General features: G+C 28.0%; 13 protein-coding genes. 4 read left to right on the forward strand and 9 right to left on the reverse strand.

The genetic code is table 11. The annotated features are described in order from the left end of the window. Positions 1–100: 100 nt before the first annotated feature. From I2A75_RS07635 to murI, 5 genes are all read right to left on the reverse strand, one after another. Positions 101–781 (reverse strand): helix-turn-helix transcriptional regulator, encoded by a 681-nt coding sequence (locus tag I2A75_RS07635; RefSeq protein ID WP_195263885.1) that lies wholly within the window; start codon positions 779–781, stop codon positions 101–103. After that, the gene (locus I2A75_RS07640) at positions 774–1151 is read right to left on the reverse strand and encodes a DUF3783 domain-containing protein (RefSeq protein ID WP_195263886.1); all 378 of its coding nucleotides are present in this window, start codon (positions 1149–1151) and stop codon (positions 774–776) included. Before I2A75_RS07640 ends, I2A75_RS07635 begins: the two co-directional genes overlap by 8 nt. Positions 1152–1173: 22 nt before the next feature. Next, positions 1174–1698: a peptidylprolyl isomerase gene (locus I2A75_RS07645; protein ID WP_195263887.1), complete on the reverse strand. Its 525-nt coding sequence runs from the start codon at positions 1696–1698 to the stop codon at positions 1174–1176. Positions 1699–1868: 170 nt separating this feature from the next. After that, entirely contained in the window at positions 1869–2138 is a 270-nt protein-coding gene (locus tag I2A75_RS07650; protein ID WP_195263888.1) for an STAS-like domain-containing protein, read from the reverse strand. Between the two features lie 202 nt (positions 2139–2340). Next, positions 2341–3114 (reverse strand): glutamate racemase, encoded by a 774-nt coding sequence (murI, locus tag I2A75_RS07655; RefSeq protein WP_195263889.1) that lies wholly within the window; start codon positions 3112–3114, stop codon positions 2341–2343. A gap of 179 nt (positions 3115–3293) precedes the next feature. Here murI and I2A75_RS07660 point away from each other — a divergent pair, with 179 nt between their 5' ends. Further along, positions 3294–5045: a DNA mismatch repair protein MutS gene (locus I2A75_RS07660; RefSeq protein ID WP_195263890.1), complete on the forward strand. Its 1752-nt coding sequence runs from the start codon at positions 3294–3296 to the stop codon at positions 5043–5045. A gap of 271 nt (positions 5046–5316) precedes the next feature. Continuing rightward, a complete protein-coding gene (locus I2A75_RS07665; RefSeq protein ID WP_195263891.1) occupies positions 5317–7212 on the forward strand; it encodes a glutamine synthetase in 1896 nt (631 codons plus the stop codon). Between the two features lie 162 nt (positions 7213–7374). Here I2A75_RS07665 and I2A75_RS07670 read toward each other — a convergent pair whose 3' ends face one another. From I2A75_RS07670 to I2A75_RS07680, 3 genes are all read right to left on the reverse strand, one after another. Continuing rightward, the gene (locus tag I2A75_RS07670; protein WP_195263892.1) at positions 7375–7665 is read right to left on the reverse strand and encodes a hypothetical protein; all 291 of its coding nucleotides are present in this window, start codon (positions 7663–7665) and stop codon (positions 7375–7377) included. Positions 7666–8035: 370 nt separating this feature from the next. Next, on the reverse strand, positions 8036–11242 hold the full coding sequence (gene carB / locus I2A75_RS07675) for a carbamoyl-phosphate synthase (glutamine-hydrolyzing) large subunit (RefSeq protein ID WP_195263893.1): 3207 nt from the start codon (positions 11240–11242) through the stop codon (positions 8036–8038). A gap of 13 nt (positions 11243–11255) precedes the next feature. Then, complete coding sequence (locus tag I2A75_RS07680; protein ID WP_195263894.1) at positions 11256–12305, reverse strand: carbamoyl phosphate synthase small subunit; 1050 nt, start codon at positions 12303–12305, stop codon at positions 11256–11258. Positions 12306–13016: 711 nt separating this feature from the next. Between I2A75_RS07680 and I2A75_RS07685 the strand changes: the two genes are divergently transcribed. Together I2A75_RS07685 and I2A75_RS07690 are read left to right on the forward strand one after the other, a co-directional pair. After that, complete coding sequence (locus I2A75_RS07685; RefSeq protein ID WP_195263895.1) at positions 13017–13748, forward strand: ATP-binding cassette domain-containing protein; 732 nt, start codon at positions 13017–13019, stop codon at positions 13746–13748. Beyond that, positions 13741–14928 (forward strand): ABC transporter permease, encoded by a 1188-nt coding sequence (locus tag I2A75_RS07690; protein ID WP_195263896.1) that lies wholly within the window; start codon positions 13741–13743, stop codon positions 14926–14928. The genes I2A75_RS07685 and I2A75_RS07690 overlap by 8 nt, the downstream gene beginning before the upstream one ends. A gap of 133 nt (positions 14929–15061) precedes the next feature. Here I2A75_RS07690 and I2A75_RS07695 read toward each other — a convergent pair whose 3' ends face one another. Continuing rightward, positions 15062–15337 carry a hypothetical protein gene (locus tag I2A75_RS07695; RefSeq protein WP_195263897.1) on the reverse strand — a complete coding sequence of 92 codons (276 nt, stop codon included), beginning with the start codon at positions 15335–15337 and terminating at the stop codon, positions 15062–15064. Positions 15338–15341 lie beyond the last annotated feature (4 nt).

Below are 15341 nucleotides of genomic sequence, written 5' to 3' on the forward strand. Positions count from 1 at the left end.
TGTAAAGTGGGAACCTAAATTGTAATTTGTTTTATATATTGATGAGTTTTATTATAAAAAAAAGTTGTTTTGAATTTATTAATCCAAAACAACTTTTTATTTATAACTTTATTTCTACTCTCTCTAATTTCGCTAATACAGAAATCTCGTTAAGATTCATAGTTTCAGTTAATAGACTTCCTGCATTGCTAACCAATAAGACTTTAGAATTTCCTAAGTTCTTTATTTGTCTTATTGCTCTTTTCCCTTTATATTCAACTAAAAATATTCCATTATTGCTTACTTCCTTTACTAAAGTAGCAAAAGCTAAATCTCCTTTTAACATTCTAAATCCAGACATCTCATCGTCTTGAATCTCTAAGTATAGAACCTTATCTTGAGAATATCCTTCAACTTTATTTGAGTGTATAGGTAATTCTTTAAATCCCTTATTATTTTTTAATGAATAATCTAGAACAGGAACATTCTTTAAAACAGATGAAAAGGCATTAGTCCAAACCTCGTCCTTTTCTATATTTCCTTTAAAAGTCTTATTTTTAACTTCTTTCATAGCCTTTCTTTCTTCAATTAAAGCTTCATCAGTAACAACCATACTAACATCATTAAAATCAGAATTTAATATTTTTGATGCTTTTTCAATTAAAGATTCTTGAGCTACTCTTCTTCCCATTTCAACTTCATTTATAAATTTTTCTGCTACACCTAACTTTTTAGCTAATACCTTTTGGCTCATTCCACTTTTAAGTCGAGCCTCTTTTATCTTTTCCCCAACTCTACTCACTTTGAGATCTTCCCTTCTGTTGTTTTAAGTACCACTCTCTTTCTTCAATTAAGTGCTCTACTAAATAATTAAATTTCCACTCCATTGAAGTCGGCGTTACTGTTGCTAATATTCCGCCTTTGAATTTTTTTCTAATACTTCTTATAGTTCCTTTTAGCTCTTCATCAGAAAAATTATTAAAAAGAATAACAGATTCTCTTCGTGGATTTGAATTAAATGTCTCGAACTTTAATCCATTTATTATATCCCTAATAGTCATTTCAACCATTTCTGATGATATTTCTAAAAGCCTAATTCCTTCTTCTTTTAAAATATTTAACTCTCTTTCAGGAACATTATAAACTAAAATACACTTATTGTTGTCAAGCATATAACCCCTCCTAAACTCTCTATTAATCCTCTATTATTTCTGGAGCATCATAAGTTTCTCCAAAAGTATCTACTGTCATTTTTAATATCTTTTGATCTTCATAAGGTTTGTCACTATAATCCCTCTTTGAATTTACTATCTTGTCTGCAATATCCATTCCTTCAATAACTTTCCCAAATGATGCATATTGTCCATCTAAATGAGGTGCATCTGCAACCATTATAAAGAATTGACTACCTGCAGAATCAGGGATCATAGTTCTCGCCATTGAAAGAACTCCTCTTGAGTGCTTTAAGTCATTTTTAAATCCATTTCTAGAAAATTCGCCTTTAATGCTATAACCTGGTCCACCTATACCTGTTCCTTCTGGGCATCCCCCTTGAATCATGAAACCTGGTATTACTCTATGAAATATAATGCCATCATAGAAACCTCTATTTATTAAGTCTATAAAATTTCTTACTGTATTTGGTGCTATTTCTGGATATAATTCAGCTTTTATAACACCTCCATTTTCCATACTTATAGTTACTATTGGATTTTTCATAATAAATCTCCTTTCAAAATTAAATCTTCTATTATTATTGTCATATTTGAATCTATAAATTCAAAGTTATATATATATCCACTTATAATTTAAAACTGGAGTTATATATGTTTTTCTTCTTATGGTAATTATATATTATTTAATAAAAAAAGCATAGATTTCTCTATGCTTTATTGAAAAGAGGTACCTAAAACTACCCTAGAATAATCAGTATAATTTGATAAATTTTTAACATATATTTGTTTAAAAATAAATTCTCTCCCAAATTTATTTATTAAATCACCAAGTAAAACATTTAAAAAAGTAGTTGGGATTCTCTCAAATCCTTCAAAATCAAGGGATACTCCAATATTTATACTATTTCTAATCATTTCTCTTAATAAAATAGCGTCCTCTATAGTTATATCTTCTCCCAATACATCTTTTATTTTAATTTCCATAAAACATACCCCCCAGTACTTTATAATTGTTTAAATTTTCTGAAAACTCCCTTTAATATAATATATCAATTTCCAGGAATTTTGTCAACATTTTAACAAATATTTTCAAAATATTAGACTTATAGAATAAAACTATAAGTCTAATATTATTATCTTTAATATTTATATTTTTATTTTTTATTAGATTCAGTTAAAGATTTTTCTATTGATTCAATAATCTATAGCTCAAATCTATAACTTCATTTTTATTTGAAGAGTTAAATATTTCAACGTTTCCCTTTTCCTTTGACTCAGTTAATAAGTTTTTCTCATTTAACCTTCTCCTTAACTCTTTAGCTGTTCCTAGTCCTCCATCTATTATAGTAATATCCTTTCCTATAATCTTAGTTAAAGTGTCTTTTATAAATGGATAATGTGTACATCCCAAAACTATAGAAGATATTTTACCATCATTGTATGTATTCATTTTTTCAAACAAATATGCTTCAACATCTTCCCCATCAAACTTACCAGATTCAATAAATTCTACAAGACCAGGGCATGGTACAGGAACTATTGATGCTCTATCCTTATATCTATTCATTAACTTGTTAAATTTCTCTTCTTTTAGTGTCATTGATGTTGCCATGATTAATATATTTCCATCATTGTTAAGTTCAACTGCTGGTTTTAATGCAGGTTCTATACCTACCAAAGGTAAATCTGGATACACTTTTCTAAGATCTGCAACAGCTGCGCTAGTTGCTGTATTACAAGCAATAGCTATGCCCTTAACCCCTTTATTTAATAGGAATTCTACAGCCTTAAATGTTAAGTCTCTAACCTCTTCAACGCTTTTTACTCCATAAGGTGCATTTTTAGAATCTCCAAAATATATATAGTTCTCATTCGGCATTACTTTCATTGCTTCTTTCATTACACTTAATCCGCCTACTCCTGAATCAAAAAAACCTATTGGCCTATTCTTATTGTCCACCTAATCTCACTCCATTTTCTTTAATTCTATATTTTATTTTATACCTTTATTTAATATAAATCTACAGATTTATATTGTTATTTAACTTCTATACATTTATAAATTACTTTCAAATACTATTTTTCCCATCTATGTTATATTATAATAAATAATACAATTAATATAATAGGGGTGGTTTTTTGAAAAGAAAGTTATTAATTTATAAGTATCTTACATTCATTTTTGTAGCTTTGTCTATAGCTACTATTTATTTTACATTTAAATTAGGAACACAGTTAGGAGGCAGAATATATCAAATAGGAATTTTTCTTTTTATTATACTTATTGTTATCTCTTCTAAACTCTTTGATAAATCAAGAAAGTTTAATGAAATAATTTTCTTAATCTCCTCTTGGCCAGATTCATATGATTCTAAATTTGACTTTAATAAGATACATAAATTTTATTATGAATATGGTCCTAAATCTTTAAATGAAAATACCTTTCATGATATAGATGATCAAACTGCTCATGATTTAAATATTGATGAGGTCTTTAAGAAAATAAGCAATTGTTCATCAACTCTAGGTGAACAAATGCTATATTATATTTTAAGAACACCAAAAACTAATAGTGCTGAATTAATAAAAAGAAATAAAATAATAGAAAAATTTAAAAATGATGAAAATCTAAGAAGTACAATACAACAGATATTTTCTAATTTAGGAAAACAAAGAAAAGGTGAGATATTTAATTTATTTAATACAGAAACAGTTGTAAATAAATCAAAGGTATTATTATACAATCTAATAGCTTTAAGCTCAGTTGTAACATTAGTTTGGTTTATTATTGATGGCGCTAATAAAATTCCAACCTTTATAGGAATTTTCGCCATATACATGTTCATTTCACTACGAACAGCATCTGAAATAGAATATGAACTTACTTCACTTCAATATTTAGGTAACTTTATTAGAGCTTCTAAGGAACTATCTAAAATTGACGATCCTACTTTAAAAGACGAAATAGACAAAATAAAAGAAAGAGTAGATCTATTTTCTAAAATAGATAAAAAAACATTATTTATCTATTCTCAAGGAGCTTTAGATATATTTATAGAAACAATAAATGCTTTATTTTTAACTAGAATACGATCTTACTACTCTATAATCAATATTATCAAGAAAAATAGACAAGAGTTAATAGAACTCTATGCATTAGTTGGTAAAATAGAAGCTTATATCTCTGTATCTTCTTATAGAACTAAATTAAAAAATTATAGTTTACCTAACTTTACTGATAATAAAAATAATTTATTTAAAATAGAAAATGCTTGTCATCCATTATTAGAGAATGGTATTCCTAACAGTATAAATTTAAATAACAAGGGAGTTATTTTGACAGGTTCAAATATGTCTGGTAAATCTACATTCATGAGAACTCTAGCTTTAAATATCCTATTAGCTCAATCTATTTATACATGTTTATGTGATGATTATAATGCTTCTTTCTTTAGGGTTATGTCATCACTTAGTATTTCAGATGATGTTTTATCTGGTACTAGCTATTATTTAGAAGAATGTAATGCTGTTCTTAGAATTTTAAATTCATTAGAAGAAGAAGTACCTGCATTTTGCATAATTGATGAAATATTTAAAGGAACAAACCCAATTGAGAGAATAGCTACATCTAAACAGATTTTAAAATATATTATGAATAGAAATGCACTTTCAATTGTTGCAACACATGATTTAGAATTAGCCGAAACTTGTAATGATAAATATTTAAAATATTATTTTTGTGAAGATGTTGATGAAAATGAAGGTTTAATTTTTGATTTTAAATTAAAAGAAGGCATTTGTAATACAGGAAATGCCATAAAACTATTATCCTATTTAGGCTATCCTAATGAGATAATAAATGATTCAATTAAAGATATTTCTTCTAAATAAAAAATATAAGTATGTAGGTTTGTTTTTTATATCTTCACTTGAAGATATAACAAGCCTGCATATTTTTATTTAAAAATCCTATATATCTCTCTAATATTATTCTTACATTATTTTGTTAAATTAATTATTGACATCATATCATGTATATAATAGAATTGCTTTATAAATTAAAGAATTTTACGAATATTATGACGTCTAGACCAGTTTAATATTCGATTTAAAGCAGAAAGGAAGTGACTTTTCCTTGTTAAGTTTCGGCAAGGAAGATTTTATGAAAGATTTAATTTTTACAATACCAAAATCAAAGCATAATAAAGAAGACTTATTTAGAATCTTTAAAGACCATCCTGAAATAAAATTTGTATCTATCGTTGGAATAGATTTATCAGGCAATGATACTGATGAAAAAATTCCAACAAGATTATTTTTAGATGATATTGACTCATTTTTAAATGGAGTAGCTATTCAAACAGATGGTTCTTCAGTTGTACTTCCTGGGATCGCAACATTAAATGATGCAAAAGTAGATATGGTAGCAGACATTAATGCTAATTGGTTTGTTGACTATAATTTCGATCATATTGATCCATTAACTAACAAGCCTATTGGAACTCTTAGAATCCCTTCATTCCTAATTCATAATAATAAATCAGTATGTTCAAGAAATATTCTTAATTCAGCAATAAATACATTTAAATCAACTCTTTTAGATATCTTTAAAAATAAACCTAAAACTTTAGAACCATTTAGAATTGAATATGATGATATAGATGAAATTGTAATAACTTCAGCTTCTGAATTAGAATTTTGGGTTAAAACTCCAAATGAACAAGCTCACATAGAAGAATTATCTACATCTCAAGTATTACAAGAACAATATTGGACAAGAACTAAAGGTGCTGTTAGAACTGCATTAGAGGAAACCTTACTTCTTATGGAATCATATGGATTCGAACCTGAAATGGGACATAAAGAAGTTGGTGGAGTAAAATCAAAGCTTGATACTAATGGACAATTCAATCATATAATGGAACAACTTGAAATTGACTGGAAATATTCAGATGCTATTCAAGCTGCTGACAATGAAATCTTCGTAAAAATATTAACTCAAGAAACATTCAGAAGACATGGCCTAGATGTTACATTTAAAGCAAAACCAATAGATGATGTTGCTGGTTCTGGAATGCATATACACTTAGGCGTTAGTTTAAAATTGAAAGATGGAAAGAGAATAAACCTATTCCATGCAACTAAAGAAGATTTCTTAAGCTGCATAGGATATGGAGCTATAATGGGAGTATTAAAAAACTATGAAATTATGAATCCATTTATCTCTTCAACTAGTGGAGCTTTTAAAAGATTAAAGCCTGGCTTTGAAGCACCTATATGTATAGTTACTTCACTTGGAGTATCTCCTGATAATCCATCAAGAAATAGAACCATATTAATAGGCTTAATTAGAGATTTAACAAATCCATTAGCAACAAGATTTGAGCTTAGATCACCTAATCCTCATACAAATATATATCTTGCTCTTTCTGTTTCATATATGTCAATGCTTGATGGAATAATATATGCTCTTGAAAATGATAAAACTGAAGAAGAGCTTTTAGCAGAATTATCAAAAAAACCTGGTGATGATGCATCTTATTTAGAAAAAACTAGAGCTTATAGAAGTGAAGAAGACGTATTTGAATTCTACACAGAGAAAGAAAGAAATGAATACTTTGGTAAAGCACCTGCTACTGTATATGAAAACTTAATTCAATTAGATACGTATTCAAATAAACTAAATATATTAAAAAGAAATGATGTATTTAGTGATAAACTAATAAATAGCTTTAAACTTGCTACAATTCAAAGATGGACTACAGATATTGTTCATAGAGTTATACTAAATCACGCTGCTGAAGTTAGATCATTTAAAAAGCTTCACTCTGAGAATGCATTAGATTTAGATATATCAAATTGGATGACTATAGATAACTTAAGACATTTTATAATGAAAGACACTTATACAACAAAAAGCTTATTCACTCGTATAAAATTAGCTTTATCTAATGAAGATTATGCTCTAGCATCTGATTTATCGCTTGAATTAGAAGATAAAATGAGTGAATTAAGAAATCTTTATACTAACTATACAAAGAATTTACTAGATATATAAATTTATATAAAAAATTTTTTAAGAAAAGTTAAGCTGACAAGCTTAGCTTTTTTTATTTTATTGAGAAATAACTTCACAATTTTAAATTCAATAAAAGGTAGAGAAAAGTTTACTCTTGATGAGTATCCCTCTGCCTTATTTTTTTTATATTAACTTATACTTTTATATCCATGCAGGAATATGAATTTTTTCATTTTCCATAAATGATATATTATTATCTAGAACATTTTTTATAACGTTCTTTTTTGTATTTAATGAATTATTATTTATAAAATCTTCAGCTTCCTTCATACTATTTGCTTTAAATATAAAAGTCCAACCATTTTTATCATATTTACCTGTACACATTAAATACTTTTCTTTTTCATTATCTATATGTTGTCTATCTATTATTAAACTCTTAAATTCACCTATTGTTTTATAATTTAATTTTACAAAAATATCATTATTCATATTACCCTCCAACCAAACATAAGTTCTACATTCATATTATACGAACATACGTTTCATGTCAATACTTGTATATAATTTTTACATAATAATTATAAAAATACTCTTTTATTGTAGAAATTTATTTTTTATTGTCAAAATTTATATAAATATTTATATAATAAAAAGTATTTTTATTATGTTGACGTACATTCTTTATATACTATGTTTACCAATATTATAGTATACCCATATACAATTATTTTTTTAATTCTTAATATAAATAATTATAAATACATAAGTTTCCTTCTTCATTTCGCCTATTAAAAGTAAAAAACAAATAGAGATCTTATTAAACAATACGTCCATAAGATCTCCATTTAATTCTTCATTATTATTCTGTTATATCAAAAACCTCTAAGTTTTTGTTTTCTACACCAAAAACTTTAACTTCAGCTATTGCTCTTAATGTATCTAAAGCTGTTATAACACCTATATTTCTTTCTACAGCAGCCCTTCTTATAATAAATCCATCTCTCTTGGAATCATTTCCCTTAGTTGGAGTATTAACTACTAAGTCTACTTCCTTATTTTTTACTACATCTAATATATTAGGTGCATTTTCATGTAACTTTCTTACTACTTCAACTTCAATATCAGCTTCTCTTAAAAGATTAGCCGTTCCTTCTGTTGCAACAAACTTATATCCAACTTCAGCTAGCATTTTAGCTATAGGTAAGAATTCCTTTTTATCATGCTTATTTATAGTCGCTAATATCTTTCCTTTTTTATTTGAAGGATACATTCCACCTGCAACAAACCCTTTATATAAAGCTTCCTTTATATTTCTTCCTACCCCTAAAACTTCTCCAGTTGATTTCATTTCTGGTCCTAATGATACTTCAACCTTAGGTAATTTTTGTGTTGAGAATACAGGTACCTTTACGGATACTAATTCTGGCTCCTTGTATATATCAACTCCATATCCTAAATCTTTTAATTTATGTCCAAGCATAACTTTAGTAGCTAAATCTACTATTGGAACCTTACTTACCTTACTTATATATGGTACAGTTCTTGATGCTCTAGGGTTAACCTCTATAATATAAAGTTCTCCCTTAAATTCTATGAACTGAATATTTATCATTCCCTTTATTCCAATTGCTACTGCTAATTTTTTAGTATAATCTAAAACCTTAGTTTTTGTTTCAGAAGTAATATTTTGACTTGGATACATAGTTACTGAATCTCCAGAGTGAACTCCAGCTCTTTCTAGATGTTCCATTACTCCTGGAATTAATATATCTTCTCCATCTGATATGGCATCTACTTCTATTTCTCTACCCATTAAATATTTATCTACTAATATAGGGTTTTTCTTATCTTTAGCAAATGTATTCTTTAAGTAATACTTTAATTCTTCTTCATCATGAGTAATTTCCATACCTTGACCACCAAGAACATAGGAAGGCCTTACTAATACTGGGAAACCTAATTCCCTAGCTTCCTCTAAGCCTTCTTCCATATTCCAAATACCTTTACCTTTTGGTCTATCTATTCCTAATCTTTCTAATAGCTCATCAAACTTCTCTCTATCTTCAGCCATATCTATTTGATCTGCTGTAGTTCCTAAAGTTTTAATTCCCTTTTCTTTTAAGAAGTTAGCGAGTTTTATAGCTGTTTGACCACCAAATTGCAGTATAACTCCATCTGGATTTTCCTTATCAATTATATTTAATACATCCTCTTCAGTTAATGGCTCAAAATAAAGTTTATCTGATATATTAAAATCTGTACTTACTGTTTCTGGATTGTTATTTATTATTATGGTTTCAATACCCATTTTCTTTAACGATTTTACGCAGTGTACTGAAGCATAGTCAAATTCTATACCTTGTCCTATTCTTATTGGACCTGAACCTATAACTATTACTTTCTTTCTATCTGATACCTCTACTTCATCATATTGTTCATAAGTTGAATAGTAATATGGTGATAAAGCTTCAAATTCTCCTCCACATGTATCAACCATCTTATATGCAGGCTTGATATTCCATATCATTCTTAACTTATAAACATCCTCAGGACTAACCTTAAGCATATCTGCTATAGCTTTGTCTGAGAATCCCTTTTTCTTTAAGTTTAATAACCATTCTTTATCTAAATCTTCTATCTTGCTTAATTTTAATCTAGTTTCTTCTTCAACTATCCATTTGAATTTCTCTAAGAAGAATATATCTATTCCAGTTATTTTTGCGATACTTTCTATTCTATAGTCTCTTCTTATCATTTCAGCAAGAGCAAATAGTCTTTCATCATCAGGCTTAACTACGATTGATTTCAATTCTTGAATACTTAATTCCTTAAATTTAGGATGATCTAGAGAATATTTTCCTATTTCTAAGCTTCTTATTCCTTTTAAAAGTGCAGCTTCTAAATTAGCACCTATTGCCATTATTTCTCCAGTCGCCATCATCTTAGTTCCTAAAGCTCTATCTGCTGCATAAAACTTATCAAAAGGCCACTTTGGAATCTTAACTACTACATAATCTAATGTTGGCTCAAAACAAGCATAAGTCTTTTGAGTTACTGCATTTTTTATTTCATCTAATCCATAGCCTAATGCTATCTTTGCTGCAAGCTTTGCTATTGGATATCCTGTTGCCTTAGATGCTAAAGCAGATGATCTTGAAACTCTAGGATTAATTTCTATTACTGCATACTCAAATGAATTTGGATTTAATGCAAATTGTACATTACATCCTCCTTCTATTCCAACTGCATTTATAATATTTATTGCTGAAGTTCTAAGCATTTGATATTCTTTATCAGATAAAGTTTGAGATGGTGCAACAACTATACTATCACCAGTATGAATCCCAACTGGATCTATATTTTCCATGTTACATACAGTTATACAGTTTCCATAAGAGTCCCTCATCACTTCGTACTCTATTTCTTTCCATCCTTTAACTGATTTTTCTAAAAGAACTTGGCCAATTGTACTTAATTGTAATCCTGAAGCTAATATTTCTCTAAGTTCTGTTTCATTTTCGGCAATTCCGCCACCGGTTCCCCCTAATGTATATGCAGGTCTAACTATTACTGGGTATCCAATATTTGTAGCATAAGCAACCCCCGCTTCTATTTCAGTTATAATTTCACTTTGTATAACTGGCTCATTAATTCTATTCATCATATTTCTAAAAAGCTCTCTATCTTCACCTTCTTTAATAGATTGAATAGATGTACCAATTACTTTTACATTATATTTATCTAAAATTCCTGCCTCATATAAATCTACAGCAAGGTTAAGTCCTGTTTGACCACCCATTCCTGTAAGTAAGCTATCTGGCCTTTCCTTATCTATAACTTTTTCTAAAAACTCCACTGTTAGTGGCTCTATATATATCTTATCAGCAACTTCTGAATCAGTCATAATAGTTGCTGGATTTGAATTAACTAAAACTACTTCTATTCCTTCTTCTTTTAATGCTTGGCAAGCCTGAGTTCCTGAATAATCAAATTCAGCTGCTTGACCTATAACTATTGGACCTGATCCTATTACTAAAACTTTTTTAATATCTTTATTTAATGGCATATCCTAAATCCTCCTATAGTGCATATTTTATAAACTTATCAAATATATATTCGCTATCTTTTGGGCCTGCTGCTGCTTCTGGATGAAATTGAACTGAGAATATTGGAAGGCTTGTATGCTTCATTCCTTCAATAGTTCCATCATTTATATTGATATGTGTTGCTACAACATCATTTGGCAAAGTTTCAACCACATATCCATGGTTTTGTGATGTAATATGAACTTTATTTTCTTCTAAATCTTTAACTGGATGGTTACATCCTCTGTGTCCAAATTTTAATTTAGTAGTTTTTCCTCCTAAAGTTAATGCTAAAAGCTGATGTCCTAAACATATACCTACTATAGGTTTCTTTCCCACTAATTTTTTTATATTTTCTATTACATCTCCTAAATCTTCTGGGTCTCCAGGTCCATTTGATAAAAACACTAAATCTGGATTTACTTCTAAAACTTCTTCTGCAGTTGCATTCATTGGAAATACAGTTAACTTGCATCCTCTATTCTTAAAATTTCTTATTATATTTTCCTTTATTCCAAAGTCAATTATTGCTACGTGCTTTCCTTTGCCTTCTACAGAATACTTTTCTTTAGTGCTAACTATACTAACTGCTTCTTTATTTGAAAAAGAGCTTATTCTTTCCTTAACATCCTCTAAAGCAACTTCTTCTAAGGAAATCATCCCTTTCATAGTTCCATAATTTCTTAAAACCTTTGTTAAAGCTCTAGTGTCTATGCCTTCTAATCCAATTATTTTATTTTGCTTCAAGTAATTTTCAAGATCCATTTCACACCTAAAGTTATTTGGAAAATTACATTTTTCTCTAACTATAAATCCTTTAACCTTCGGTGACTTTGATTCCATATCCTCTAAGTTAATTCCATAGTTACCTACAAGAGGATAGGTCATTGTAACTATTTGTCCATAATATGATGGGTCTGTTAAAACCTCTTGATAGCCTGTCATTCCTGTAGTAAATACTACTTCTCCTATACTGTCTTTTAAATATCCAAAAGCCTTGCCTTCAAAAATCATACCATTCTCTAATATTAGCTTTGCTTTCATATTTAGCCCTCCTTAATTTAAATATATTTAGCTAAAAATACACTTTATAAAAGCTCTACTTACCTAAAAATAAAAGGACAATAAGAAGAGAACAAATTATGGTTCTCTTCCTACTATCCTTATATATTTAATATCAGCATTAGAAAACGTCCTTACTGACATAGCTATGCAATTATTTTGTGAATAAAAATATAACATATTTATATACTCCCTTTCTGGCCTCACAGGACCAATTTAAAGTGTACTTTTTAACTCTTTAATTATCTTTTTGATAATTAATTATCCTTTTATAATATTCTATATTTTATATAAATATCTGTCAAGGAATTTAATATTAATAATTATGCACATATTCTCTAAGATTCTTTAAACTTCCATCTTACCCCAATAAAGTTTATATAGATTGAAAATATTAAGTTATAATTCACTTACTTCACATATTAATAGCATATTTGCTGATATATATTTTAGATAGTATTTGTTTTATTTATTGCTTATTATATTATACAACACATCTGCATAAATATACACTTCTTTGAATAAAAATTCTAGACTATTGAATTTTTTATTTACGTATTTATATTCAATGACTTATTTGTAAAAATATTCTATAATTATATTGAAAATCAATTTTATTGCTGATATAATATTGTATATTATAACTCTTAATGGAATATAAAATACCATTAATTAAATGAGGAGGTTAATAATTTGCTTAAACTAGATAATGTTAGTAAAAAATTTAAAGCCACCAAAGTAGTTGACAATTTATCTTTTTCAGTTAATAAAGGTGAAATAGTTGGTTTACTTGGTGAAAATGGGGCAGGAAAAACAACAACTTTAAGAATGATTTCTACTATGCTAGAAATAACAGAAGGTAAAATTAAAGTTAATGAAATTGATGTAAAATCAAACCCTGAAAGTGTCAGAAAAGAAATAGGAATTCTATTTGGGGGAGACGTAGGCTTATATGACAGATTAAGCGGCAGAGAAAATATAAGATACTTTGCAAATCTTTATGGAATGACTAAAAAAGAAGCTGATGAAAGAATAGATAATTTAGCAAAAAGCTTTGGTATGGAGGATTATATAAACAAGCCTGTTGGAAAATATTCTAGAGGTATGAAACAAAAAATATCTATCGCTAGATCAATAGTTCATAATCCATCTATTATGCTATTTGATGAACCAACTACTGGCTTAGATGTTAGTGCTGCTAGAATAGTACAAGACTTCATACTACAATGTAAAAGCGAAAATAAAGTAATACTATTTTCTAGTCATTCTATGAAGGAAGTAGAAAAATTATGTGATAGAGTTGTAATTATAAATAAGGGTAAATTAATAGAAGATTGCACATTAAGTACATTAAAAGATAAATATAATAATGAAGATTTAGAAGAAACATTCTTAAAACTTATAGGAGGTAAGTCTAATGAATAACTTTTTAACAGTTTTAAAGAAAGAACTATTAGACATTGTAAGGGATAAAAAAACATTAGTATTTACTTTAATTCTCCCTATACTTATTTATCCTATAATGTTTAAATTCATGTCATCTGCAATGGAGAAAACTCAATCAGACGTACAAAAAGAAATTAATATATATATTGATGGCGATAAGGATTCTTCTATGGCAAAAGCTATAACATCTCTAGATAATATTAAAATGCCAGAAACAGAATCTCCAACAGACTCCCTAAAAAATGGGGATATTCAGCTTATCGTAAAAATTCCTGAGAATTTCGATGAAAACATATCTCAAGGAAAAAACGATACTATTGAATTATTAATAGATGAAGAATCTAATAAATCTATGATTGCAAGTAGCATGATTAGTGAAATATATGAAAACTATAAAAAATCTATAGTTGAACAACGCCTAGCCGATAAAGGAATAGACTCAACTATACTTACTCCATTTGAAGTTAGTGTTAAATCAGGAATAAACACTGATAATGAAGATATTAATGGTGGTGCTGCAATGCTTCTAACTATGATTCCAACATTAATTGTAATTCTTATGGTATCTTCTACTGTAGGTATGGCAGCAGATCTTGGTGCAGGTGAAAAAGAAAGATTTACATTTGAACCACTTTTATCAACTTCAGCTAAGAGATCTTCATTACTTTGGGGTAAAATAACAGCTTTATGTACAGTTTCATTTATAGCTTTGATTGCTAACTTAGCTGCTATGGTATTTTCAATGCAAAAGTTCATGAATTTTGGAGAAGGTGAAATACAATTTAATTTAGCACCATCAACTATATTAGGTATGTTAATAATAGGCTGCTTGGTATTAGTAACATTATCAGCATTACAAATTTCAGTAAGTATTTATGCAAGATCAACTAAAGAAGCAAATTCTTATTTAGCTGCAATTACAATGCCTACTATGATTTTAGCTTTCTTGCCTTACATGATGGATGCAAAAGGAATAAATCCAGCATTCTTTAACATTCCTATAACTAATGCAATTTGCTTAATGAAAGAATTTACCGTTGGAATATTTGACATTAAACATATAGCTTTAGTAGTTGGATGGCATTTAGTTTATATAGTTGCATCAATTATATTTGCTAAATTTATGTTCTCTAAAGAAGAAGTTATATTTAGGAATTAACAAGTGATAATGGACAATGCATAATTATGGATATAATTCACTAAGGTGAATTATTAAAAATAAAAAAATAAAGGAATTCAGCTTTAGGCTGAATTCCGTCCTTAATTATCAATTGTCCATTTTCCATTATAAATTATTTAAGTTCTGCTAGTTTTTTATCAAATTTTCTTATATCAGGCCAAGTATGATAATTAGCGCCTTCTTTTGAATGATATTCCTCAAAGTCCTCTACACTAATCTCATATGTTTCAAAATCATCTAATTCTATCTCTATATAGTTGTTATCATTTATATTAAAACTAGTTACTTCTCCTGTAGGTATAACTTCGCTTCCATAATAAAATATAATTCCATTTTCTATAAGTGTCTCATAGATTTCTAAAACTTCGTCTTTAATGTTTTCTATCATAGTA

Source organism: Clostridium sp. 1001275B_160808_H3, assembly GCF_015550425.1.
In the GTDB taxonomy this organism is placed as follows: Bacteria; Bacillota; Clostridia; order Clostridiales; family Clostridiaceae; genus Clostridium.